We start from the raw sequence: 24,272 nt of genomic DNA, 5'->3' as shown, positions 1-24,272 counted from the left end.
CATGCGCCTGTTTCGCTCACTGACCTTGTTGACGATGTTAATCACCACGCTGCTCGCCCCCACGGCGTTTGCTGATGATCTGTATCAGGTTGAAATGATTCTGGTGCGGCAAAACGCTGTGCCCGCCATCGTCAGCCGCGCCGCGCCCGAAGATTGGGATGCCGGCGCTCAACGCATCAGCCCCGACAGCTTTCGCACACCCAGCCTGAATGCTGAAGTGGAAAAACTCAGCACCAGCAACAACTACACGGTATTGCTGCACAAAGCCTGGCAACAGAACCTGGGGGAAGAAGCCAGCAAAGTGGCGATCAGCGAGGGCAACGAACAGTTTGGCCAGTTCCCGATCGAGGGCACACTGAGCCTGAAACTCGGGCGCTTCACCGACGTCGACGCCGACTTCTGGGTTAACCAGATCGATGCCAACGGTCTGGTCACCGCCAGCGAACGCCTGAAGCAGGAAAGCCACACCAAGAACGGTCAGCTGAACTTCCTCGACAACGGCCACCTGGGCCTGCTGATCAAGATCACCTCGCTGACCGCCCCTGCGCCTCGGCCAGTCCCCGATGCAATTCCGGACTGATTGAAGCCCTTATGTCCGCGACCCTGAGCAAACCCCTGGCAACATCCTGGGTCAGCCGATTCAAAGAACAGAGCCTGGAGCGTGGCCGCCGCTACGCCCTGGAGAACCGCGTCAGGATTGTCGAAGTCGGGGATGCCACCATCGTCGCTGCATGCGAAGGGTCCGGCGGTAACGTTTACCGTCAGACCATTCGCCTGCGCGAGTCAGCCAAAGCTACATTGCTGATGGTCGATGCCACCTGCACCTGCCCGGTGCGCAGCAACTGTAAACATTGTGCAGCGGTACTGCTGAAGGTCCAGGAAACCCTGACCTATCCCGCTGCCGCGCAAGACGCCGAGTTACTGGAAAAGCTTCAGGCTGTTCTGGAAAACCGCAGCCCGAAAGCGCCGCCGCAAGTGCTGGTGGACAACGTGCAACCGGTGCCGCGGCTGTGGCTGGCAAGCATCGAGTTCAGCGCTTTTGAACCGCGCAACGGCAAGATGCAGCGGTACATCCAGCATCGCGCGGCGCTGTCCTTCAGCTATCTGGATGAATACGTCAGCGGACAGAAAAACACGGACATTCTGATTCGCCAAGAGACGCAGACGTTGCGGATAAAACGTCACCCGGAAATCGAACAGGCCTACAGGGAACAGTTGCGAATCCTCGGTTTCAAGATTGCCACCCGACAAAGCAAGGCCCTGCCGGAAAGTGCTGGCGAACTCTACGAAATGGTCAACGACAGCGCCTGGCTGACCTTCACCCTCAACGAGTTGCCGAAGCTGCGCACCCAAGGCTGGGAGTTGCAGATCGACGAGGATTTCGGTTTCGACCTGACCGCCGTTGATGACTGGTACGCCACTGTCGAGCAGGCACCTGAGCGCGACTGGTTCGACCTGGAATTGGGGATTATCGTCAACGGCGAACGGCTGAGCCTGTTGCCGATCCTGTTGAACCTGATGCGCTCCCACACTGAGATCCTCAACCCGGAACGGCTCGCCCGGCGTCGCGACGACGAATTGATTCTGGTGAACATCCCGCAGCGCCGCAACACCGACCAAGGCCCATTGCAGGTCGCCCTGCCCTTCGGCCGCCTGAAACCGGTGCTGGCCACCCTCGGCGAGTTTTATCTGCAAGAGCCCGGCGAAACCACGCTGCGCCTGAGCAAGGCCGACGCCACGCGACTCAATCCGCTGGAAGGCCTGCCGTTGCTCTGGGAAGGTGGCGAGCAGATCCGCACCTTTGCCCAACGTCTGCGCGATATCAAGGACCACACCGCGGCGGCCCCCGAAGGCTTGAATGCCACCTTGCGCCCGTATCAGCTGGAAGGTCTGAGCTGGATGCAATCGTTGCGACAACTGGAAGTCGGCGGGATTCTCGCGGACGACATGGGTCTGGGCAAAACCCTACAGACCCTGGCGCACATTCTCAGCGAGAAAAACGCCGGGCGCCTTGATCGGCCGTGCATGGTGGTCATGCCCACCAGTCTGATCCCCAACTGGCTCGACGAAGCCGCACACTTCACGCCGCAGCTCAAAGTGTTGGCGTTGTACGGTGCCAGTCGCAAAAAGCATTTCGACAACCTGACCGATTACGACCTGATTCTGACCACCTACGCGCTGCTGCCCAAGGACGTCGAACGCCTGGCCGCGCAACCTTTCCATGTACTGGTGCTGGATGAAGCGCAGTACATCAAGAACCCCAACAGCAAGGCCGCCCATGCAGCCCGTGAGCTGAATGCTCGCCAGCGCCTGTGCCTGAGCGGCACACCGCTGGAAAACCACCTGGGCGAGTTGTGGTCGCTGTTCCACTTCCTGCTGCCCGGCTGGCTCGGTGACGTGAAAAGCTTCAACCGCGATTACCGCGTACCGATAGAAAAGCGTGCCAGCGACGTAAGACTTCAGCACCTCAACGGTCGGATCAAACCGTTCCTGCTGCGCAGAACCAAAGAACAGGTGGCGACCGAACTGCCGCCGAAAACCGAAATCATCCATTGGGTCGAACTCAACGAAGCCCAGCGCGACGTGTACGAAACCATGCGCTTGGCCATGGACAAGAAAGTCCGCGACGAAATCACCCGCAAGGGCGTGGCGCGTAGCCAGATCATCATTCTTGAGGCGTTGCTGAAGCTGCGTCAGGTGTGTTGCGACTTGCGCCTGGTCAACGACGCTGCCCTACCCGCGCGCGGCAGCACTTCCGGCAAACTCGACAGCCTGATGGAAATGCTGGAGGAGTTGTTCGAAGAAGGTCGGCGGGTTCTGCTGTTTTCGCAGTTCACCTCAATGCTGTCGTTGATTGAGGAGGAGCTGAAAAAACGCAGCGTGGCGTACGCAATCCTGACCGGACAAACCCGTGACCGACGTACGCCGGTGAAAGAGTTCCAGAGCGGCGAGCGTCAGATCTTTCTGATCAGCCTGAAGGCCGGCGGTGTGGGCCTGAACCTGACCGAAGCGGATACGGTGATTCACTATGACCCTTGGTGGAACCCGGCGACAGAAAATCAGGCGACGGATCGGGCGTATCGCATTGGCCAGGAGAAGCCGGTATTCGTCTACAAGATGATTGCCAGGGGCACGGTGGAAGAGAAAATTCAGCACCTGCAGAAGGAAAAATCCGATCTTGCCGCAGGCGTGCTGGATGGGCGCAAGACCGGGGACTGGAAATTGCAGAGCGATGATATCGAAGCGTTGTTTGCGCCGTTGCCGGAAAAAATTGATAAGTAGCGTCTATAGGTAGATCGCCTTCGCGGGCAAGCCTCGCTCCTACAGATATCGGTGATCTGTAGGAGCGAGGCTTGCCCGCGAAGGCCTCACCGTTGACTCACTGAAGAGGCCAGCTGTCAGGACCTGGGATCGGGCAATGGCGCGAACAGCGCTTCAATATCACTTTGTTCGAGCTTCCATCCCCCACTCGCCCCACCTTCGAGCACGGCCCCGGTCAACGCAGCCTTTTCCTGTTGAAGCGCCTGTATTTTTTCTTCTACTGTGCCGCGGGCAATCATCTTGTAAACGAACACCGGTTTGTCCTGGCCAATTCTGTAGGCGCGATCGGTCGCCTGGTTTTCCACTGCCGGGTTCCACCACGGATCGAAGTGAATCACCGTATCCGCCGCCGTCAGGTTGAGACCGGTCCCCCCGGCCTTCAGGCTAATCAGGAACAACGGCACCTTGCCACTCTGAAACTCTTTTACCGGCGTGCGCCGATCGGCAGTGTCACCGGTCAATAACGAGTAGCCAATACCGCGCTGCAACAATTCCTGCTCAATCAACGCCAGCATCGAGGTGAACTGCGAGAACAGCAAAATCTTGCGATCCTCACTGAGCAACTCTTCGAGCATCTCCATCAAGCTAAGCAGTTTTCCGCTCCCCGAACGAAGGACTTTTGCCGTCAGAGGCGTTTTGATCAGTCGCAGATCGCAGCACACCTGACGCAACTTGAGCAAAGCGTCGAGGATGATGATCTGACTGCGCCCGACGCCGCTGCGGGCAATCTCATCACGCACCTTCTTGTCCATCGCCACGCGCACGGTTTCATACACATCCCGTTGCCCATCGCTAAGGTCGACCCAATGCACGATCTCGGTTTTGGGGGGCAGTTCGGTAGCGACTTGTTCTTTCTTGCGGCGTAGCAAGAAGGGTTTTATTCGGGCCGTCAGGTGTTGCATTCGTTCGCTGTTGCCGTGTTTCTCGATCGGGGTGCGGTAATCGCGATTGAAGGTTTTACTGTCGCCGAGCCAACCGGGCAGTAAAAAGTGAAACAGCGACCACAACTCGCCCAAGTGATTTTCCAGTGGCGTGCCAGAAAGACACAAACGCTGCCGAGCCTCCAATTGTCGAGCCGACTGAGCGGCTTTGCTGAGCGGGTTCTTGATGTTCTGTGCCTCATCAAGAATCAGCACACTCCAGACCCGAGGTTGTAAAACCTCCAGATCGCGCGGCAGCAACGCGTAAGTCGTCAACACCAGATCGTAGTCGGCAAGGTTGGCAAAATCGTTTTGCCGAGCGGCACCATGGAGCGCCAGGACTTTGAGCTGCGGAGTGAAGCGTGCCGCCTCGTCGAGCCAGTTGGGGATGAGGCTGGTAGGCATCACGGCAAGTGCCGGGCAGTCGAGACGTCCCGCCTGTTTTTCCAGCAGTAAATGAGTCAGGGTTTGCAGAGTCTTGCCCAAGCCCATGTCGTCGCCGAGGATACCGCCGACTTCCAGCTCGCGAAGGGTCTGCATCCAGTTCAGGCCTTCGAGCTGATACGGACGCAGTACCGCGTTGAGGCCTTCTGGAGCAGCAACGTGAGCATGAGTCGACTCACGCAAGCGTTTCGCGAAAGTGCGCAAACGCTCGCCGCCCTGCCATACCAGTGGCAGCCCTTCCAGCTCACTCAAGCGCGCCGCATCAGGAGCATTCAGGCGCAGCGAGTTACCGCTGTTCACACCCAAATACAACTCACCCAGCGTAGCCATCAATGGCTTGATCCGCCCGAGAGGCAGGGCGACTTTCGTGCCTGGTTTCGCTCCGGACCGCCCACCATTGAGATTAATCAATACCTGATCGTTATCGTCGCGGCAGGCTAGCTCAGCCGGGTTCATCAACTGTGGCTGGCTGCGTAACAAATGCAGCAGAATCGGCAACAAGCTGTGGCGCTCGCCATTGACCACGATGCCCAATTGCAGATCGAACCATTCGCGGCCCGGCGATTCCTCGATATCGGCATACCACTCTTCTACGGCCTGCAAATTGAAATGAAAGCCCTCAGTGATAGTCACCTGCCAGTTCGCCTCTCTGATCACTGGCACTCCAGACTGCACAAAAGCAAGCCATGCCGATTCATCTGGCAAGTCGAACATTTCGCCCGCGCTATCAGGTAACGCATCACTTTTACGCGTGGCCTTTTTGAAGCCTTGTTTTTGCAAGGCCTGACGCAGGGCTTTTTCGGCAGCCGGTTTTCGCTGAATGCGCTGGGTTTCGGTGCCGGAAAGCACCAATACCTCCGTGGATTTTTTGTCCGCTGCCATATGGCCGTTGTATGTGAACGCCAGCGCTGCGCGGTGCTCGGGTTCGTACTTCCAGTTCCTATAACGATTGGTAGTAGCAAGCGTCAGGAAGGCTTGGGGCTCAATGTCATCGACGATCCGCTCGGTCAATGCGTGCGGCGAGGGTGCTATTCGAGTCACGGCGCTCATCCGATGACTGAATTGCATCGCCTGCCGCGCCGGGATGTCGGGAACCAATGACAAGTGTCTGGCCAGTTTGTTGTCCAGCTCACTCAGCAGCGGTCCAACCTCCATCCTTTCACGGTCCAGGTAATACAAAGGTTCCAGCGCCAGAATCGTCTCCTCTGGGGCTTCATTACTACGCCACTGCGGACGGAAACTGCCGTTGCCTTGCTCAGCCCAGACAAACTGCGCAGACCTCTTCATTCCAAGTGCCAAGGGCTGCGATTGCTCGAAATCGAGAAACAGTCGTGAAGTTTTCAACGCCAACTCAAGGACTTCGGCCCCGCTGCTGCCTTGCAAGGGGTACCCACCGTAATGAGAATGGGAGGAGTGGACGGCGACCAGCAATCTGGCGATTCGCAGGTCAAGTTCCGATAGATAGCCCGGCTCTCGCATCAGTGCATCTGACGGCGAAAACACAGATTTGATGTCCTGCAATCGGCCGTCCTTGAGCTGACGAGCCTTGTAGATTTCCAGCCACCACTTGCCTGCGGTGGGCGTGGCTTTGAGTTTGTACACCCAGCACGTGCCGGTGCTCTGAGCAGCCCCGTCGCTATCTGAAGCCTCGCGGGGCATATCATTGAGCCAGCGTTCCAAATCGCGGTTCAGGCTAACCGGGGCTGAACTATCGCTCCACTCCACAGGAAGGTCTTGTAGATGATAAATGACCGTTGCGCAGTGCTTGCAATCGATCACTACGGGACAAGAGCAGGTGCAATCCAGCTCGAACGTACCGTCATAACTCTCGACGAGTCCGATGAACTGTTCGTAGACATTCCCTTCGGAGCCTTTGCAAGTCGCATTAACCGTCAGATCATCAACGTCGATGATCTTGACCCGATTCTCTTTTGCGTATCTACGCGCCTTGTCCAGAGCACGATTACTGAATGCCGTCGCCCACGGCATCTGATGAAGTTGTTCAATGATTGTCGACATAGATTCAACGCTTCTGAAAATGACTGAATTACGTGGGGTACGTCTTAGCCTCTCAACACCCGCGCCAATGTCGACTTCACCTTGCCCATCCCGTCATGCAACGCCTGCTCGATCTCGGCCATAGTGATCACCGCTGTCGACTTGCCCGCCGCCGGGTTCACCACCAGCGCCAGACAGGCGTAATCCAGTGCCAGCTCACGCGCCAATGCGGCTTCTGGCATGCCGGTCATGCCGACAATGTCGCAACCATCACGTTCCAGCCGCGCAATTTCAGCGACGGTTTCCAGACGTGGGCCCTGGGTGCAGGCGTACACGCCTTGGCTGCTGTAGCCAACACCTTCAGCCGCCAACGCGGCGATCAATTGCTGACGCAGGGGTTCGCTGTAGGGATAGCTGAAGTCGATGTGCGTGACCTGTTCCAGATCATCGGCGAAATAGGTGTGTTCGCGACCGCTGGTGTAGTCGATCAGTTGATGCGGCACGCAGAAATGCCCGGTGCCCATCGCAGTATGAATCCCGCCCACGGCGTTGACCGCGATAATCGCTTCGGCACCGGCCTGCTTCAAGGCCCACAGGTTGGCGCGGTAGTTCACCTGATGCGGCGGGAAACGGTGTGGGTGCCCATGACGCGCGAGAAAAAGCACTTCCTTGCGGCGTACTCACCGATCTGCACCTCGGCCGAAGGCGCGCCGTAAGGGGTGTCTACCGCCAATGACTGACGAATGCTCAGACCTTCGAGTTGAGTCAGGCCGGTGCCACCGATAATCGCGTAAACCGTCATTAGAAAGTCCTTAATCGATCAATTGAGCTTCTCTGAGCGCGCCGATGGCCGCCAGCCAGCGAGGGTCTTGACGGTACTCGGTGCTGGCGTGCGCCTGCCCGCGCATCCGCGCAATACGCGCCGACGGTTTGACCTTCAACCGCTGGGCGGCGCTCAAGGCCAGCTCGGCAGCTGCACGATCGTTGCACACTAGGCCCATGTCGCAACCGGCAGTCAATGCCGCTTCGATGCGACTGGCGGCATCGCCGACCACGTGGGCACCGGCCATGGACAAGTCGTCGCTGAAGATCACGCCATCGAACTGCAGCTCGCCGCGCAGGATGTCCTGCAACCAGCGACGGGAGAAACCTGCAGGTTGGGAATCGACTTGCGGATAAATAACGTGGGCCGGCATGACGGCGGCCAGTTGTTTGCTCAATCGCGCGAACGGCACCAGGTCGTTTGCGCGAATTTCGTCGAGGCTGCGCTCGTCGTTGGGAATCGCGACGTGAGAATCGGCCTCGGCCCAGCCATGACCCGGGAAATGCTTGCCGGTGGCAGCCATTCCCGCGCTGTTCATGCCGCGGATGAATGCACCGGCGAGCAAGGCCGCGCGTTCGGGATCACCTTCGAACGAACGAGTGCCGACCACCGCGCTGCGCTGGTAATCCAGGTCCAGCACCGGGGCGAAGCTCAGGTCGAGACCGACCGCCAGCACTTCGGTCGCCATGATCCAGCCACACTGCTCGGCCAGTTCTTCGGCATTCGGGTTATCGGCAATGGCACGCATGGCTGGCAGCCGCACGAAGCCCTGACGCAGCCGTTGAACCCGACCACCCTCTTGATCCACCGCCAGCAGCAGATCGGGACGAATGGCGCGGATTGAAGCGCTCAACTCGCGCACTTGACGCGGATGTTCGATGTTGCGGGCAAAAATGATCAGGCCGCCCACTTCGGGCTGGCGCAACAATTGGCGATCTTCAGCCGTCAGCCAGGTACCGGCGACGTCCACCATCAACGAGCCTTGCAGGCCAGCAGTCATAGAGATTCCTTGATTACGAGAAACCCGGCTCGCGCGAACTCGCCGCCATGGGCTGAGCCCGGCAGGTCGGCGATATCAATGAGGAGCGGGTTCAGAACGAGAGTCGGCATGGGCGGCTAGCTTAGCGGATGTCAGCTGCCGCGCCCACCCGTGTGCGGTTAAACCTTGGCGGCAACCGGGGCCGATTTGCTGCGCGGACGCAACTGCGCGGTGGCCATGGCAGTGTCTGTGACGCCGGTTTCGGCGCGCATGCCCGCGGCCAGGAACGGCACCATCAGACGCATCACTTGTTCGATGGAGGTGTTGACACCGAAATCGGTCTCGGCAATCGCACGCAAGGCCTTGATCCCCGACATGCTGAACGCCGCGGCACCGAGCATGAAGTGCACACGCCAGAACAGTTCGATCGGGGGAATGCGCGGCGCGGCCTCGTTGACCAGCATCATGTAGCGGCGGAATACCTTGCCGTACATATCTTCCAGATAACGACGCAAGTGCCCTTGGCTCTGACTGAACGCCAGCCCCAGCAAACGCATGAAGATGGACAGATCATTGCCGCTGCGTGGCTGCACTACCAGCGCTTGCTCGACAAGAATCTCCAGCAGCTCTTCAAGGGTCGGCTTGTTCTCGGGCTTGGCCTGACGGCGCTCCAGCTCTTTATCGAGACTGAGGCAGAATGGCCCGAGAAAACGCGAGAAGACCGCCTGAATCAGCGCCTTCTTCGACCCGAAGTGATAATTCACCGCCGCCAGATTGACACCGGCCTTGCTGGTGATCAGACGCAATGAGGTTTCAGCAAAACCTTTTTCCGCGAACAACTGCTCGGCAGCATCGAGAATGCGTTCAACGGTTTCCGACTGGGCCATGGCTACTCCGCCTGACAAACACTTGTTTGAAACATACGTTTCAGCCTTGGCCTTGTCAAGTCTGGCGGTTCGTTTTGGGAATGGTCGGTCAGGTATTTAACCATACAACAGCGCCGCTTCCATCAGCGAGCAAAATGACCGTCCAGCGGCCGACAAAAAAAGGGGCATTGCCAAGACCGGTTCACTGTATATAATCCCAGTCACTGTATAAAAAAACAGAGCGATCAATATGCTAAAGCTGACGCCACGCCAAGCAGAGATTCTGGCCTTCATCAAACGTTGCCTCGAAGACAACGGCTACCCGCCGACCCGCGCGGAAATCGCTCAGGAACTGGGCTTCAAGTCGCCCAATGCGGCGGAAGAACACCTCAAGGCACTGGCCCGCAAGGGCGCGATCGAAATGACCCCGGGCGCCTCCCGCGGCATCCGCATCCCTGGCTTCGAAGCCAAGGCAGACGAATCCAGCTTGCCGATCATTGGCCGGGTGGCTGCCGGTGCGCCGATCCTCGCCCAGCAGCACATCGAAGAATCCTGCAACATCAACCCTTCGTTCTTCCATCCTCGCGCTGACTATCTGCTGCGGGTCCATGGCATGAGCATGAAGGACGTCGGCATTTTCGACGGCGACCTGCTGGCCGTCCATACCACCCGCGAAGCCCGCAACGGCCAGATCGTCGTGGCGCGGATCGGTGACGAAGTGACCGTCAAGCGCTTCAAGCGCGACGGCAGCAAGGTCTGGTTGATTGCCGAAAACCCTGAATTCGCCCCTATCGAAGTCAACCTGAAAGATCAGGAACTGGTTATCGAAGGCTTGAGTGTCGGCGTGATTCGCCGCTAAAGGAGGCTTTATGCAGTTCCCACATACCTCACAGCAAGCCCAACTGCCGTTGTTCGAGGCGTTCATGGCACAGCCATTGGCGCCGATCCTGAAAGACGTGGTCGAATCGCCCTGGAGCGCCGAGCCTGAAGTCTTCAGCGAGCTATCACTGCGCGGCGCGGCCGGGAACTGCCTGAACCTTCTGGCACCGATTCTCAGAGAACTGAGTCAGGATCAGGACGCACGCTGGCTGACACTGATCGCCCCGCCCGCCAGCCTGACACAAGCCTGGTTACGGGACGCCGGTCTGAACCGTGAGCGCATTCTGCTCCTGCAACCGCGCGGCACGCAGAGCGCTCAGCAGTTGACCTGCGAAGCCTTGCGACTTGGTCGCAGCCATACGGTCGTCAGCTGGCTTAACCCGCTGAGCACAACGTCACGGCAACAGTTGATCAGCGCCGCCCGTATCGGGGATGCGCAAAGTCTGAATATTCGACTGGGTTAACTGACAAACGCTGTTGTGCGCTGAACAGCGCGGGGCTTCTCCAGGGATAGAGAAGCCGATCTGTAGAGGTATCCGAAGAATCCGACGGGCGGGATCAATGAAGAACCCGTGGCCCCTCTTCCTTATCAAACTCGCCTTCAACCAGGCGGCCTGCCATCTGAACACCGACGCTCAACATCGCCTTGGCGACTTCCACATGCTGGCCTTGAAGGAAAACCTTGGCATCCTCGGAGAAATCCAAAGTAACCAGAGAACCTTCGTCCTCGGCCCTGCGCAGCTCGATTCGGCCGTCTGGTAACTCGACAATTTCTAGAAAGGACGTTGGCATAAAGGTCTGTTCTCCACGAAAGGCGGGGATTATATAGGCATCAGCCAAGCTTCGCTCGGGATCTTGACCAAATGCCATCACGAAAGGAAAATTCTGACAGCCCTCTTCCTTGAGCAGCCCCTTCCCTAAACACTCAATCCTTCAGCACTCGTTCAACCCTTCGCGAAACCGAATTGCCAGGCCTTTAAGGTTCTGACGCCAGCTCTCCAGTTCTTCCCGACTCAGCTCCTCAGGTGCCTCTTCTTCATCCAGATTAACGGCCTGGATTAGCGGCTGCGTCACATCGCCCTTGGGCTTGTGCGGAGCGCGAGGCGGCTGAAACAGTGCGGCATGTGCCGACAGCAGCTTGGCCAGCCAGGTTTCAGGGTTTTGCGCCAGTTCGACCATTTCGGCCATTTCCGGAATAGCGATGGTTTCGAGCACTTCGCGGGTCAGCAGCATCTCTGCCCGCGGCGCATTGGCCTGAGGCAGGCGATAGAAACCGGCGATTTCATGGCACAGCCCCAATAGCGCACCGTACAGGTGAAACAACGCCGATTCGCGCCCGGCCTGAATCAGCGCCAAGGAGTTCATCGCCCGCCCCTCTTCGGCTTTGGCAAGCGCTTCCAGCGACAAGCCGGCGAAATAAATCTTCTGGTTGGTACGGGTATAGAGTTCGTGGGCCATGACGGCAGCCTCCACAACGAAATAATTGCTTCACGCAGGTCAGACAGTGTCGTGGATCACCTGAGCTTCCCGCAAGCCCAAAACAAAAGGCCGCATGAAAACCCGAGGGTTGTCATGCGGCCTTTTGTGTACAGCCTTTTAAGCCTTGGCTGATGGACGCTTGTCTTCAACCGTCCACTTGCCGCCGTCGTAATACGCCTTCCAGCCAGTCGGTTTACCGTCAACCTCAGTCTGCACGTACTGCTCTTTGGTCTTGCGGCTGTAACGAATTACCGAAGGGAGGCCGTCCGGATCTTTCTTCGGCGCTTCGCAGAGGAAATGGTACTTCGGATCGATCTCATCCTTGTGCGGCACGATTTCCATCACCAGCGGTGCACGAGTCTCACGATTTTTCGGGAACTGGCTGGCCGCGAGGAACAGGCCGGAAGCACCGTCGCGCAGGATGTAGGTGTCGTTGACCTTTTCGCATTTGAGCTCAGGCATCTTCACCGGGTCCATCTTCGGCGGCGCCGCGTCACCGCTTTTCAGCAGCTTGCGGGTGTTCTTGCAGGTAGCGTTGGTGCAACCGAAGAACTTGCCGAAACGACCGGTCTTGAGCTGCATCTCGCTGCCGCACTTGTCGCATTCCAGGCTCGGACCTTCATAGCCTTTGATGCGATAGGTGCCCTCTTCGATTTCGTAGCCAGAGCAATCCGGGTTGTTACCGCAGATGTGCAGCTTGCGCTTCTCGTCGAGCAGGTAAGCGTCCATCGCGGTGCTGCAAATCGGGCAGCGATGCTTGCCACGCAGGACCAACGACTCGGATTCACCCTCGTCGTCCGCGGCGATTTCATCGCCCGGCACCAGATTGACGGTGGCTTTGCAGCGCTCTTTCGGCGGCAGGCTATAGCCCGAGCAACCGAGGAATACGCCGGTCGAAGCAGTACGGATCTGCATCGGACGACCACACAACACGCACGGAATGTCAGTCATCACTGGCTGGTTGGCGCGCATACCGCCTTCGACACTTTCAGCCACTTCGAGTTTCTTCTTGAAGTCGCCGTAGAACTCGTCGAGCACGTTTTTCCAGTCGCGTTCGCCCTGAGCCACGTCATCGAGGTTCTCTTCCATGCCGGCGGTGAAGCCGTAATCCATGAGATTGGAGAAGCTCTCGGCCAAACGTTCGGTGACGATGTCGCCCATCTTTTCCGAATAGAAACGACGGTTGTGCAGCGCCACGTAGCCGCGGTCCTGAATGGTCGAAATGATCGCCGCGTAGGTCGAAGGACGACCGATGCCGCGTTTTTCCATTTCTTTAACCAAGCTCGCCTCCGAGTAACGCGCCGGTGGCTTGGTGAAGTGCTGGGTCGGATCAAGCTTGATCAGCTTCATCGCGTCGCCCTGGGCCATGTCTGGCAGCACGTCGTCATCGCCAGGCTTGGCAATTTGCGGCATGACGCGGGTGTAACCGTCGAACTTCAGGATGCGGCCCTTGGCACGCAGCTCGAAGTCGCCGGCACCGACGGTGACCGTGGTCGACAGGTATTGCGCCGGCAGCATCTGGCAAGCCAGGAACTGGCGCCAGATCAGCTCGTAAAGCCGCTCGGCATCACGCTCCATGCCCGACAGCTTGCTTGGCTCGGTATTGGCGTCGGATGGACGAATCGCTTCGTGAGCCTCTTGTGCGCCTTCCTTGCTGCTGTAGACGTTTGGATTTTCCGGCAGGTACTTCTTGCCGAATTCGCCTTCAATATAAGTACGCGCCATCGTCACGGCATCGGCCGAGAGGTTGGTGGAGTCGGTACGCATATAAGTGATGTAGCCGGCTTCGTACAAACGCTGAGCCATCATCATGGTTTTCTTCACACCGAAGCCCAGGCGGTTACTCGCGGCCTGTTGCAGGGTGGAAGTGATGAACGGTGCCGACGGCTTGCTGCTGGTCGGTTTGTCTTCGCGCTTGACGATGCTGTAGCTGGAAGCCTTGAGCTTCTCCAGCGCGGCCATGGCCTGGGCTTCGTTCAGCGGCTTGAAGGCTTCGCCTTTCTCGCGGGCCACGTCGAAACGCACGGTCGCGCCCTTGGCGGTACCGAGGTCGGCGTGGACTTCCCAGTACTCTTCCGGATTGAACGCACGGATTTCACGCTCACGCTCGACCACCAGCTTCACGGCAACCGATTGCACGCGACCGGCGGACAGGCCACGGGCGACCTTGGCCCACAGCAGCGGCGAAACCATGTAACCCACCACGCGGTCGAGGAAGCGACGCGCCTGCTGGGCGTTGACTCGATCGATGTCCAGCTCGCCCGGTTTGGAGAAGGCTTCCTGGATCGCTTTCTTGGTGATTTCGTTGAACACCACGCGCTTGTAGCGGCTGTCGTCACCACCGATGGCTTCGCGCAGGTGCCAGGCAATGGCTTCCCCCTCGCGATCCAAGTCGGTTGCGAGATAGATGGTGTCAGCATCTTTGGCGAGCCGGCGCAGCTCTTCGATGACTTTTTCCTTGCCCGGGAGGATCTCGTACTTGGCTTTCCAGCCATGATCGGGATCGACACCCATGCGCGAGACCAGCTGCTTGCGCGCTTTCTCTTTCGGCGTGAGCACCGGACCTTCACCTGCGGCGGCCTTGCCGCGCTTGGCGGCAGGCTCTTTGCTGGCGCTAGCCGAACCGCTGGTGGGCAGGTCTCGGATATGGCCGATACTCGACTTCACCACGTATTGGTTACCCAGATACTTGTTGATGGTCTTGGCCTTAGCCGGGGATTCCACAATGACCAGCGATTTGCCCATGGATCAGAAAATTCCTGAATTCTAGAAGTGAAAGGCGGTTGGCGCCTGACGCGGCACCGCTATATATAGTGGCTACAAGGTGAGGTCAAGCGCAGGGTTCTGCGCGCACTCCCCTTATGGCTGCGGAAAAACGCTCGGTTCGGCTTGCACCAAAGCAAAGCGTGGCACCTGTTCGCCGTCGACCTCGACCGACTCCAGGAACATGCTCAAGGGACGCACCCAAAAGCCGTAATCGCCATACAGGGCTTGGTAGAAGACCACTTCTTCTTCGGTTTCCGAATGCCGCGCAACAGCGAATACGCGGTACTGCGGACCTTTGTAATGTTCGTAGAGCCCAGGTTGTATCGGCATGTTTTGGCCCTCACTGAAATTTTTTCAAAATAAAAACAAAATAAATCCGGAAAAACAAAAACCGGGGCACTTGGCCCCGGCTTCCATCAGCAAAACGCTTAAACGCGTTCGAAGACGGTGGAGATGCCTTGGCCGAGACCAATGCACATGGTAGCCACCCCGAAGGTGCCGCCATTCTGCTTCATCACGTTCAACAAAGTGCCAGAGATACGGGCACCGGAGCAACCGAACGGGTGACCCAGGGCGATCGCGCCGCCGTGCAGGTTAACCTTCTCGTTCATCTTGTCGAGCACTTTCAAATCTTTCAGCACTGGCAGCGCCTGTGCGGCGAAAGCTTCGTTGAGCTCGAAGAAGTCGATATCGTTGATGCCAAGGCCCGCGCGCTTCAGTGCTTTCTGCGTTGCCGGTACTGGACCATAGCCCATGATCGCCGGGTCCACACCTGCCACTGCCATCGAACGAATCACCGCCATCGGCTGGATGCCGAGGTCTTGGGCACGCTGCGCCGACATCACGATCATGCACGAAGCACCGTCGGTGATCTGCGACGAAGTACCGGCTGTCACGGTGCCGCCCTTCGGGTTAAACGCTGGCTTCAGAGCCGCCAGGCTTTCCAGGGTGGTTTCCGGACGAATGGTTTCGTCGTAGTCGAACAGTTTCAGGAAACCGTTCTCGTCGTAGCCCTGCATCGGAATGATTTCGTCTTTGAACTTGCCTTCCAGAGTCGCCTTGTGGGCGAGCTGGTGGGAGCGCACGCCAAAGGCGTCCTGCTGTTCGCGAGTGATGCCGTGCATTTTGCCGAGCATTTCCGCGGTCAGGCCCATCATGCCCGAGGCTTTCGCCGCGTACAGCGACATGTGCGGGTTCGGATCGACACCGTGCATCATGCTCACGTGACCCATATGCTCGACGCCACCAACCACGAACACGTCACCGTTACCGGTCATGATCGCTTGCGCGGCAGTATGCAGAGCACTCATCGACGAGCCACACAGGCGGCTGACGGTCTGGCCGGCCGAAGTGTGCGGGATCTGCGTCATCAAGGACGCCATGCGGGCGATGTTCCAGCCCTGTTCCAGGGTCTGGTTCACACAGCCCCAGATAACGTCTTCGACTTCGCTCGGGTCAACCTTGACGTTGCGTTCCAGCAATTTGCTGATCAGGTGCGCCGACATGTCTTCGGCGCGGGTGTTGCGGTGCATGCCGCCCTTGGAGCGGCCCATCGGCGTACGACCGAAGTCGACAATCACGACGTCTCTAGGATTCAAGCTCATATACTTTCACTCTCGCTCTAGTGTGGGCGCTTAACCGAAGAAGCTCTGACCGTTTTTGGCCATTTCACGCAGCTTCGCGGTCGGGTGGTACAGCGCGCCCAAATCAGCGTACTGGTCAGCCAGGGCAACGAACTCTGCAACACCGATCGAGTCGATGTAGCGCAGCGCACCGCCACGGAATGGAGGGAAACCAATACCGTAGACCAGACCCATGTCGGCTTCGGCGGCGGTTTCGACGATGCCGTCTTCCAGGCAACGCACGGTTTCCAGGCACAGCGGGATCATCATCCAGTTGATGATGTCCTCGTCAGTGACTTCGCGCTGTTCGAACACGATTGGCTTGAGCACTTCCAGCACCGAAGGATCGGCGACTTTCTTCTGCTTGCCGCGCTTGTCGGTCTCGTAGGCGTAGAAGCCCTTGCCATTCTTCTGGCCCAGGCGCTTGGCTTCGTAGAGCACGTCGACGGCCGAACGGCGATCGTCCTTCATGCGATCCGGGAAGCCTTCAGCCATGACGTCACGACCGTGGTGGCCGGTGTCGATGCCGACCACGTCCATCAAGTATGCCGGGCCCATCGGCCAGCCGAATTTTTCCATGACCTTGTCGATGCGGACGAAGTCCACGCCGGCGCTGACCAGTTTGGCGAAACCGCCGAAATACGGGAACAGCACGCGGTTGACCAGGAAGCCCGGGCAGTCGTTGACGACGATCGGGTTCTTGCCCATTTTCTTGGCGTAGGCAACGGTGGTGGCAACGGCCACTTCGCTGGACTTCTCGCCACGGATCACTTCAACCAGCGGCATCATGTGCACCGGGTTGAAGAAGTGCATGCCGACGAAGTTTTCCGGACGCTTGAGGGCTTTGGCCAGCAAGGTGATGGAAATGGTCGAAGTGTTGGACGCGAGGATGGTGTCCTCTTTGACCTTGTCTTCAACTTCGGCCAGAACGGCTTGCTTGACCTTCGGGTTCTCGACAACGGCTTCGACGACCAGGTCGACGTGACCGAAATCACCGTAGGACAGGGTCGGACGAATGCCATTGAGCACTTCGGCCATTTTCGCCGGGGTCATGCGACCTTTATCAACGCGGCCCACCAGCAGCTTGGCGGCTTCAGCCAGACCTTGCTCGATGCCGTGCTCGTTGATGTCTTTCATCAGGATCGGCGTACCTTTGGAGGCCGACTGATAAGCGATACCGCCACCCATGATGCCGGCGCCCAATACGGCGGCCTGCTTCACGTCTCTGGCGATTTCGTCGTAGGCCTTGGCCTTTTTCTTCAGTTCCTGATCGTTCAGGAACAGACCGATCAAGCTCTGCGCGGCAGAGGTCTTGGCCAGTTTGACGAAACCGGTGGCTTCGACTTCCAGCGCCTTGTCGCGACCGAAGTTCGCGGCTTTCTGGATGGTTTTGATCGCTTCGACCGGCGCCGGGTAGTTCGGGCCCGCTTGACCGGCCACGAAACCTTTGGCGGTTTCGAACGACATCATTTGTTCGATGGCGTTGAGCTTGAGCTTTTCGAGCTTCGGCTGACGCTTGGCCTTGTAGTCAAACTCGCCAGAGATGGCGCCCTTGACCAGGTGCAGAGCCGCTTCCTGCAATTTCTCCGGGGCGACCACGGCGTCGACGGCACCGACTTTCAACGCGTCTTCAGCGCGGTTTTCCTTACCGGCGGCAATCCACTCGATAGCGTTGTCGGCACCGATGATGCGCGGCAAACGCACAGTACCGCCGAAGCCTGGGTAGATGCCCAGCTTGACTTCCGGCAGACCGATTTTGGCGGTATTGGCCATGACGCGGAAATCTGCCGCCAGGCACATTTCCAGACCGCCACCCAGTGCGATGCCATTGATCGCGGCGACAGTCGGGACGTTGAGGTCTTCGAAATCGCTGAAAATCTTGTTGGCTTCGAGGTTACCAGCGACAAGCTCTGCATCCGGCAGCTTGAAGTTGTCGACGAATTCGGTGATGTCGGCGCCGACGATGAACACGTCCTTGCCACTGCTGACGATCACACCCTTGATCGAAGCATCTGCCTTGATGGTGTCTACAGCCTGACGCAGTTCGTTCAGGGTAAGACGGTTGAACTTGTTGACGGACTCACCCTTGAGGTCGAATTTCAATTCGACGATGCCACTTTCAAGAGCCTTAACCGTGATGGCTTTACCTTCGTAAATCATCAACTGATCTCCACGATATGGAAGCTGAACAGTACACGTCGGACGCAGGCGACTGGCTCGGCAAGGACGTTTACGTCGATGCTACGCCAATTCACCCGGCACACCCGCCAACGCGATAGTCGGGATTCTGTAGGAACGCTCTGTGATACAAACGCTCAATTCATACGCCCGTTTGATTTGGGTATGTCACCTTCACGGAATTTCCGGCAATTGTCAATCGCCCAAAATACTGGTTGAAACGCGACTTTCCGGTCACTTCCGTACCACGAAGCCCTGCAACACGCTCATGCATGTGAGGCCATTCATAGAATCAATAGTTAGAAAAGTCGCCCTAATTACCGGCAACCTGTGTTTAACCAGCTACGCTGGCGGGACCTTGAAGAAAAAATTTGAACGCTTTGACGAATGCCCCAGCGTAAGATCAGCCCTACAGAATTACCGGCCTGCCTGGCCAACCTCAGCCCGATGATGATGTCGGGCTTTTTATTGCTTTTTGTAGCAGCTGCCGAGCCTGCGAGGCTGCGTTCGGCGACGAAGTCGTCGTAAACCCTGAGCACGCGATCAGCTTGATGCACCACGGTGCCTGATTTACGACTGCTTCGCAGCCGGACGCAGCCTCGCAGGCTCGGCAGCTGCTACAGATCGGGTTCAGGCGAGTGCTTTGAGGGTGATGTCGATTTGTTGCAAAACAGATGCCTCGCCCTTCTCGCCCCAATACAGAGCAATCATTTGCTTGTCTGCCTCGACTTTATAGACGTTGGCAGGCAATTTTTCGAAATGATTCAGCAACATTCCATCCTCGCAGGCCTCCTGCCACTGATTGACCCACACGCCCGGCGCCTTCTGCCAATAACTCCAGCACGCCGGGCGCGTGCCACGGCGCGGCCGATGGTACTGGGCGCAAGGGCTCGGTGGCTCCTGACTCAGCCAATGGGGCCATTCCTGGGGCGCCAGCTGCATGGCAAGGCCAATGCGCCGCGCCTCCATGCGCAGGGCTATGCGCCCGCTCTGGGCACGAGAGGGTCGCAACCAGGCCAGCGGGCTCAAGACCACCAGCAGGATTGACACCACTATCCAGACCGTCATATGTGTACTCCCGATTCTTGATGGGCCCATTGAGTCACTTTGAAACCAATGCGCTTGAAACCAGCCATACTTACCAATATTGCAATCCTCAGGAGGAGCACCTCATGCCCTACCACCATATTCTGGTCGCTGTAGATCTAACGGAAGAGTGCGATCCTGTAATCCACCGAGCTCGCGAACTCTCGGTGAGCAATGGCGCGAAGCTGTCCCTGGTGCATATTGTCGAACCGATGGCCATGGCCTTTGGCGGCGACGTGCCGATGGATCTTTCCCAGCTGCAACAGCAACAGTTCGATCAGGCCAAGGAGCGTCTTGATCGGCTGATCGTGAAATACCCGGAACTCTCCAAGGAATACAGTCACTTGACCTACGGCCAGCCCCGCCAGGAGATTCACCACCTCGCCAAGGAGCAAACGTGCGACCTGATCGTGGTGGGCAGTCATGGCCGACACGGTCTGGCGCTGTTGCTCGGCTCCACCGCCAATGACGTACTGCACGGCGCGCCTTGCGATGTGCTGGCGGTGCGCCTGATCAAAAGCTGACACATAACACTTAATGTGGGGAGCGAGCCTGCTCGCGAATGCGAATATTCAGTCAGCATTGATGTTGAATGTAATCGTCACACCGCCGCTCCCACAGTGAATCCATGTCAGCCAGTAGATCGCATTCCATACGAAAAGCCCGGCGCTCATCACTGAACGCCGGGCTTTTTTATCGCCGGATCAATCAGGCATCCAGCTCGGCCCAGCGCTCGACCATCACGTCGAGTTCAGTCTGCAACTGCTCAAGCTGAGCGATCACCGCAGCTGTTTCGGCAGCAGGACGCTGATAGAAGCCGGCATCCGCCATCTGCGCTTCAACCACCACGATCTGCTGTTCCATGGCTTCGATCTGACTCGGCAACATTTCCAGCTCACGCTGCAACTTGTAGCTGAGCTTTTTCTTTGCCACCGGAGCCTCTACTACCGCAGCGACTGGTACTGGTTCAGCAGTGACGACAGCCGAGTTCAGGTCGGCCTTGCCGGACTTGCTCTCGGTCACGCCCAGCAGGCGCGGCGAGCCGCCCTGACGCAGCCAGTCCTGATAACCACCGACGTATTCGCGAACCTTGCCTTCGCCTTCGAAGACCAAGGTGCTGGTGACCACGTTGTCGAGGAATGCCCGGTCGTGGCTGACCATCAGCACGGTGCCGTTGAAGGTCAGCAAGACCTCTTCCAGCAGTTCGAGGGTTTCCACGTCCAGGTCGTTGGTCGGTTCGTCGAGTACCAGCAGATTCGCCGGTTTGCTGAACAGCTTGGCCAACAACAGACGGGCACGTTCACCCCCGGACAGCGCCTTGACCGGCGTGCGGGCACGTTGCGGGCTGAACAGGAAGTCGCCGAGGTAGCTCAGCACATGGCGGCTCTGACCATCGATATCGATGAAATCGCGACCTTCGGCCACGTTGTCGATCACGGTCTTTTCCAGGTCCAGCTGATGGCGCAACTGGTCGAAGTAGGCCACGTCGATGCGCGTCCCCTCCTCCACTGTGCCGCTGGTCGGTTGCAGACCGCTGAGCATCAGCTTCAGCAGCGTGGTTTTGCCGGTACCGTTGGCGCCGAGCAGACCGATACGGTCGCCGCGCGTCAGGACCATCGAGAAATCCTTGATCAGGAACGGGCCACCCGGGTGAGCGAAACTCACGTTCTCGAGGACCATGACCTGCTTGCCGGACTTGTCAGCAGTGTCCAGCTGAATGTTGGCCTTGCCAGTGCGCTCACGACGCTCGCTACGCTCAACGCGCAATGCTTTCAATGCGCGAACACGGCCTTCGTTACGGGTGCGACGCGCCTTGATGCCCTGGCGGATCCAGACTTCTTCCTGGGCCAGTTTCTTGTCGAACAGCGCATTGGCGGTTTCTTCAGCCGCCAGAGACGCCTCTTTGTGCACGAGGAAACTCGCGTAGTCGCCGTTCCAGTCGATCAGGCCGCCACGATCCAGTTCCAGGATGCGGGTCGCGAGGTTCTGCAGGAATGAACGGTCGTGCGTGATGAACAGCACGGCGCCCTGGAAATCCTTCAGCGCTTCTTCGAGCCAGGCAATGGCGCCGATGTCCAGGTGGTTGGTCGGTTCGTCGAGCAGCAGCAGATCCGGTTCGGAAACCAGAGCCTGAGCCAGCAGGACGCGGCGACGCCAGCCGCCGGACAATTCGGCGAGGGTCTTGTCGGCCGGCAGTTGCAAGCGGCTCAAGGTGCTGTCGACCAGTTGCTGCAAACGCCAGCCGTCGCGGGCTTCGAGGTCGTGCTGGACATGCATCAGTTTGTCCAGATCGGCGTCGGTGACGATGTTCTGGCTCAGGTGGTGATATTGCGCGAGCAGCTCGCCGACACCGTCCAGGCCTTCGGCAACCACGTCGAACACAGTCCGCTCGTCGGCTACCGGCAATTCTTGCGGCAATTCGCCAATCTTGAGGCCAGGTGCCCGCCAAACAGAACCTTCATCAGGCTTCTGGTCGCCCTTGACGAGCTTCATCATGCTGGACTTGCCAGTGCCGTTGCGGCCGATGATGCACACCCGCTCACCACGGGCGATCTGCCAGGACACCTTGTCCAACAACGGCATAGCGCCGAAAGCAAGGGACACATCGCTGAATTTGAGCAGGGTCATGAGCTTCTCCAAAAACCGGGCGCGCATTCTACCTGACTTGAGGCTTCAGAAGGCCGGCAATTTCAATGTCGAAGCACTCTGCACAACAATTGTTGCGAACTTGTGCCGACAGCTCGGCAAAGCTTTCGCCCCTTGCTGGCAAAAGGCTAAGCTACAGACAATTCAGTGCTGCGGTTGCTGGCACTTGTCATGATTTCTCTGCCCGGACGTCTCATGCGCAGTCGCCTTTTCAATCTTTTTTCGTGTTTGCTTCTTACAGCCGCTGTCGCTCAATCCGCCCAGGCGGTGGACCTGTCCACCCAACGCCAGTATTACGATGAAGCCAAGCGTGCCTTGGCCAAAGGCGATTCCGGCCCTTACTTCCGTTACAGCCAGGCTCTGCGTGATTATCCGCTGGAGCCCTATCTGGCTTATGACGAATTGACCGCGCGCCTCAAAACCGCGAGCAACGCCGAAATCGAGAAATTCCTCGCCGAACACGGTGACCTGCCGCAAGCCAACTGGATGAAGTTGCGCTGGCTGCGCTGGCTGGCCGAACGCGGCGATTGGGCAACCTTCGTCAAGTATTATGACCCCAAACTCAATTTCACCGAACTGGACTGCCTGAATGCGCAGTATCAGATCAGCCATAACCGCAAGACCGAAGGCTACGCCAACGCCGACAAGCTCTGGCTGACCGGCAAAACCCAGCCCGACGCCTGCGATGGTTTGTTCGGCATGTGGGCCGCCGAAGGTCAACTGACCGAACAGAAACGCTGGGAGCGCACCAAACTCGCCGCCCAGGCGCGCAACTATCCGCTGGCCAACAGCCTGATCAATGGCCTGACGACCCTCGCCCCGCGCGGTCGCCTGCTGGTGGATGTCGCGCAGAAACCGGAGTTGCTCAATCAGCCGTCGCGCTTCACCCCGGCCGATGAGCCGATGTCGGATATCGTCAGCCTCGGCCTGCGCCGTCTGGCTCGTCAGGATCCGGACAAGGCCATGGCCCTGCTCGATGGTTACGCCAGCAGCATGCACTTTTCCCGTGACGAAAAAGTCGCGATTGCCCGGGAAATCGGCCTGACCCTCGCACGACGTTTCGACAGCCGCGCGCTGGACGTGATGACCAAATACGACCCGGAACTGCGGGACAACACCGTTTCCGAATGGCGCTTGCGCCTGCTGTTGCGCCTGGCCCGTTGGGACGATGCCTATCAGTTGACCCGCCGCCTGCCCCAGGACCTGGCCACCACCAACCGCTGGCGTTACTGGCAGGCTCGCAGCCTGGAGCTGGCCCAGCCACAGAATCCGGAAGCACAGACGCTCTACAAGAATCTGGCTAACGAGCGCGACTTCTACGGTTTCCTGGCGGCCGACCGCTCGCAATCCCCCTATTCGCTGAACAACAAACCGCTGGTGCTCAGTCAGGCGCTGATCAACAAGGTGCGCAATACCCCCGGCATACGACGCGCCCTGGAATTCCATGCCCGCGGGCAGATCGTCGACGGTCGTCGCGAGTGGTACCACGTCAGCCGGCACTTCAGCCGTGACGAAATGGTTGCTCAGGCGAAACTGGCTTACGACCTGAAATGGTATTTCCCGGCGATCCGTACCATCAGTCAGGCGAAGTACTGGGATGACCTGGATATCCGCTTCCCGATGGCCCACCGCGAAACCCTGGTTCGCGAGGCCAAGGTCCGTGGTCTGCACTCGAGCTGGGTATTCGCCATCACTCGCCAGGAAAGCGCCTTCATGGCCGATGCGCGCTCCGGCGTTGGCGCCAGCGGCCTGATGCAACTGATGCCCGGCACCGCCAAGGAAACCGCGCGCAAATTCAGCATTCCCCTCGCGTCACCGCAGCAGGTGTTCGATCCGGACAAGAACATCCAGCTCGGTGCCGCTTACCTGAGCCAGGTCCACAGCCAATTTAACGGCAACCGCGTCCTCGCCTCCGCTGCCTACAACGCCGGCCCCGGCCGCGTACGTCAATGGCTGCGTGGCGCCGATCACCTGAGCTTCGATGTGTGGGTGGAAAGCATCCCGTTCGACGAAACCCGGCAGTACGTGCAAAACGTGCTGTCGTATTCGGTGATCTACGGCCAGAAGCTCAACTCACCGCAGCCGTTGGTGGATTGGCATGAGCGGTATTTCGACGATCAATGACCGGTAATGCCGGATATGTAGGAGCTGTGTAGGAGCTGTGTAGGAGCTGTCGAGTGAAACGAGGCTGCGATCTTTTGATCTTTTTCGGCTCAGCTAAAAATCAAAATCAAAAGCAAAATCAAAATCAAAAGATCGCAGCCT

General features: G+C 58.4%; 17 protein-coding genes and 1 pseudogene. 6 read left to right on the top strand and 12 right to left on the bottom strand.

Annotation, left to right across the window (positions count from 1 at the left end; genetic code table 11):
- The first annotated feature begins 1 nt into the window (after window position 1).
- Both NHU87_RS22215 and NHU87_RS22210 read left to right on the top strand, forming a co-directional pair.
- A complete protein-coding gene (locus tag NHU87_RS22215; RefSeq protein WP_253552534.1) occupies window positions 2-580 on the top strand; it encodes a CsiV family protein in 579 nt (192 codons plus the stop codon).
- A gap of 11 nt (window positions 581-591) precedes the next feature.
- A complete protein-coding gene (locus NHU87_RS22210; protein ID WP_253552532.1) occupies window positions 592-3,282 on the top strand; it encodes a DEAD/DEAH box helicase in 2,691 nt (896 codons plus the stop codon).
- A 116-nt stretch (window positions 3,283-3,398) separates the two neighbouring features.
- Here NHU87_RS22210 and NHU87_RS22205 read toward each other — a convergent pair whose 3' ends face one another.
- The 4 genes and pseudogenes from NHU87_RS22205 to NHU87_RS22190 all read right to left on the bottom strand — a co-directional run bounded on the left by NHU87_RS22205 (window position 3,399) and on the right by NHU87_RS22190 (window position 9,372).
- Window positions 3,399-6,704, bottom strand: a complete 3,306-nt coding sequence (locus NHU87_RS22205) for a DEAD/DEAH box helicase (RefSeq protein ID WP_253552531.1) — start codon at window positions 6,702-6,704, stop codon at window positions 3,399-3,401.
- A 44-nt stretch (window positions 6,705-6,748) separates the two neighbouring features.
- Window positions 6,749-7,485 (bottom strand): annotated as a pseudogene (locus tag NHU87_RS22200) (S-methyl-5'-thioinosine phosphorylase).
- A 10-nt stretch (window positions 7,486-7,495) separates the two neighbouring features.
- Complete coding sequence (nagZ, locus tag NHU87_RS22195; RefSeq protein WP_253552530.1) at window positions 7,496-8,506, bottom strand: beta-N-acetylhexosaminidase; 1,011 nt, start codon at window positions 8,504-8,506, stop codon at window positions 7,496-7,498.
- A 158-nt stretch (window positions 8,507-8,664) separates the two neighbouring features.
- Window positions 8,665-9,372: a TetR/AcrR family transcriptional regulator gene (locus NHU87_RS22190; protein WP_007907768.1), complete on the bottom strand. Its 708-nt coding sequence runs from the start codon at window positions 9,370-9,372 to the stop codon at window positions 8,665-8,667.
- A gap of 229 nt (window positions 9,373-9,601) precedes the next feature.
- Between NHU87_RS22190 and lexA the strand changes: the two genes are divergently transcribed.
- Both lexA and sulA read left to right on the top strand, forming a co-directional pair.
- Window positions 9,602-10,210, top strand: a complete 609-nt coding sequence (gene lexA, locus NHU87_RS22185; RefSeq protein WP_007907770.1) for a transcriptional repressor LexA — start codon at window positions 9,602-9,604, stop codon at window positions 10,208-10,210.
- A gap of 10 nt (window positions 10,211-10,220) precedes the next feature.
- On the top strand, window positions 10,221-10,694 hold the full coding sequence (gene sulA / locus NHU87_RS22180; RefSeq protein ID WP_008073066.1) for an SOS-induced cell division inhibitor SulA: 474 nt from the start codon (window positions 10,221-10,223) through the stop codon (window positions 10,692-10,694).
- Between the two features lie 94 nt (window positions 10,695-10,788).
- On the opposite strand, the gene NHU87_RS22175 is transcribed toward sulA, so the two are convergent.
- From NHU87_RS22175 to NHU87_RS22145, 7 genes are all read right to left on the bottom strand, one after another.
- Entirely contained in the window at window positions 10,789-11,022 is a 234-nt protein-coding gene (locus NHU87_RS22175) for a hypothetical protein (protein WP_007907774.1), read from the bottom strand.
- A gap of 141 nt (window positions 11,023-11,163) precedes the next feature.
- Window positions 11,164-11,688: a DUF6586 family protein gene (locus NHU87_RS22170; protein WP_008073064.1), complete on the bottom strand. Its 525-nt coding sequence runs from the start codon at window positions 11,686-11,688 to the stop codon at window positions 11,164-11,166.
- Window positions 11,689-11,826: 138 nt separating this feature from the next.
- A complete protein-coding gene (topA, locus tag NHU87_RS22165; protein ID WP_253552529.1) occupies window positions 11,827-14,454 on the bottom strand; it encodes a type I DNA topoisomerase in 2,628 nt (875 codons plus the stop codon).
- 114 nt (window positions 14,455-14,568) lie between these two features.
- Window positions 14,569-14,805 (bottom strand): DUF1653 domain-containing protein, encoded by a 237-nt coding sequence (locus NHU87_RS22160; RefSeq protein ID WP_007907781.1) that lies wholly within the window; start codon window positions 14,803-14,805, stop codon window positions 14,569-14,571.
- A 98-nt stretch (window positions 14,806-14,903) separates the two neighbouring features.
- Window positions 14,904-16,079: an acetyl-CoA C-acyltransferase FadA gene (gene fadA / locus NHU87_RS22155; protein WP_253552528.1), complete on the bottom strand. Its 1,176-nt coding sequence runs from the start codon at window positions 16,077-16,079 to the stop codon at window positions 14,904-14,906.
- 30 nt (window positions 16,080-16,109) lie between these two features.
- Window positions 16,110-18,257 carry a fatty acid oxidation complex subunit alpha FadB gene (fadB, locus tag NHU87_RS22150; RefSeq protein WP_253552527.1) on the bottom strand — a complete coding sequence of 716 codons (2,148 nt, stop codon included), beginning with the start codon at window positions 18,255-18,257 and terminating at the stop codon, window positions 16,110-16,112.
- Window positions 18,258-18,905: 648 nt separating this feature from the next.
- A complete protein-coding gene (locus NHU87_RS22145; RefSeq protein WP_253552525.1) occupies window positions 18,906-19,343 on the bottom strand; it encodes a hypothetical protein in 438 nt (145 codons plus the stop codon).
- Between the two features lie 104 nt (window positions 19,344-19,447).
- Here NHU87_RS22145 and NHU87_RS22140 point away from each other — a divergent pair, with 104 nt between their 5' ends.
- The gene (locus NHU87_RS22140; RefSeq protein ID WP_010456367.1) at window positions 19,448-19,885 is read left to right on the top strand and encodes a universal stress protein; all 438 of its coding nucleotides are present in this window, start codon (window positions 19,448-19,450) and stop codon (window positions 19,883-19,885) included.
- Between the two features lie 184 nt (window positions 19,886-20,069).
- Here the strand turns inward: NHU87_RS22140 and NHU87_RS22135 are convergent, their stop codons facing one another.
- Complete coding sequence (locus NHU87_RS22135; RefSeq protein WP_253552523.1) at window positions 20,070-21,989, bottom strand: ATP-binding cassette domain-containing protein; 1,920 nt, start codon at window positions 21,987-21,989, stop codon at window positions 20,070-20,072.
- A gap of 213 nt (window positions 21,990-22,202) precedes the next feature.
- Between NHU87_RS22135 and NHU87_RS22130 the strand changes: the two genes are divergently transcribed.
- Complete coding sequence (locus NHU87_RS22130) at window positions 22,203-24,131, top strand: transglycosylase SLT domain-containing protein (protein WP_253552521.1); 1,929 nt, start codon at window positions 22,203-22,205, stop codon at window positions 24,129-24,131.
- Window positions 24,132-24,272: the final 141 nt, after the last annotated feature.

This window comes from Pseudomonas mandelii (assembly GCF_024138395.1).
Classification (GTDB): Bacteria; Pseudomonadota; Gammaproteobacteria; order Pseudomonadales; family Pseudomonadaceae; genus Aquipseudomonas; species Aquipseudomonas mandelii_E.
Note: the sequence above shows the minus strand (reverse complement) of the source record. Positions and strands in the feature narration are given on the sequence as shown.

What these genes read in the sequence shown, in the direction of transcription:
- NHU87_RS22215 (WP_253552534.1), top strand. Translation starts at nt 2, where the DNA reads ATGCGCCTGTTTCGCTCACTGACCTTGTTGACGATGTTAATCACCACG.
- NHU87_RS22210 (WP_253552532.1), top strand. Translation starts at nt 592, where the DNA reads ATGTCCGCGACCCTGAGCAAACCCCTGGCAACATCCTGGGTCAGCCGA.
- NHU87_RS22205 (WP_253552531.1), bottom strand. Translation starts at nt 6,704, where the DNA reads ATGTCGACAATCATTGAACAACTTCATCAGATGCCGTGGGCGACGGCA.
- nagZ (WP_253552530.1), bottom strand. Translation starts at nt 8,506, where the DNA reads ATGACTGCTGGCCTGCAAGGCTCGTTGATGGTGGACGTCGCCGGTACC.
- NHU87_RS22190 (WP_007907768.1), bottom strand. Translation starts at nt 9,372, where the DNA reads ATGGCCCAGTCGGAAACCGTTGAACGCATTCTCGATGCTGCCGAGCAG.
- lexA (WP_007907770.1), top strand. Translation starts at nt 9,602, where the DNA reads ATGCTAAAGCTGACGCCACGCCAAGCAGAGATTCTGGCCTTCATCAAA.
- sulA (WP_008073066.1), top strand. Translation starts at nt 10,221, where the DNA reads ATGCAGTTCCCACATACCTCACAGCAAGCCCAACTGCCGTTGTTCGAG.
- NHU87_RS22175 (WP_007907774.1), bottom strand. Translation starts at nt 11,022, where the DNA reads ATGCCAACGTCCTTTCTAGAAATTGTCGAGTTACCAGACGGCCGAATC.
- NHU87_RS22170 (WP_008073064.1), bottom strand. Translation starts at nt 11,688, where the DNA reads ATGGCCCACGAACTCTATACCCGTACCAACCAGAAGATTTATTTCGCC.
- topA (WP_253552529.1), bottom strand. Translation starts at nt 14,454, where the DNA reads ATGGGCAAATCGCTGGTCATTGTGGAATCCCCGGCTAAGGCCAAGACC.
- NHU87_RS22160 (WP_007907781.1), bottom strand. Translation starts at nt 14,805, where the DNA reads ATGCCGATACAACCTGGGCTCTACGAACATTACAAAGGTCCGCAGTAC.
- fadA (WP_253552528.1), bottom strand. Translation starts at nt 16,079, where the DNA reads ATGAGCTTGAATCCTAGAGACGTCGTGATTGTCGACTTCGGTCGTACG.
- fadB (WP_253552527.1), bottom strand. Translation starts at nt 18,257, where the DNA reads ATGATTTACGAAGGTAAAGCCATCACGGTTAAGGCTCTTGAAAGTGGC.
- NHU87_RS22145 (WP_253552525.1), bottom strand. Translation starts at nt 19,343, where the DNA reads ATGACGGTCTGGATAGTGGTGTCAATCCTGCTGGTGGTCTTGAGCCCG.
- NHU87_RS22140 (WP_010456367.1), top strand. Translation starts at nt 19,448, where the DNA reads ATGCCCTACCACCATATTCTGGTCGCTGTAGATCTAACGGAAGAGTGC.
- NHU87_RS22135 (WP_253552523.1), bottom strand. Translation starts at nt 21,989, where the DNA reads ATGACCCTGCTCAAATTCAGCGATGTGTCCCTTGCTTTCGGCGCTATG.
- NHU87_RS22130 (WP_253552521.1), top strand. Translation starts at nt 22,203, where the DNA reads ATGCGCAGTCGCCTTTTCAATCTTTTTTCGTGTTTGCTTCTTACAGCC.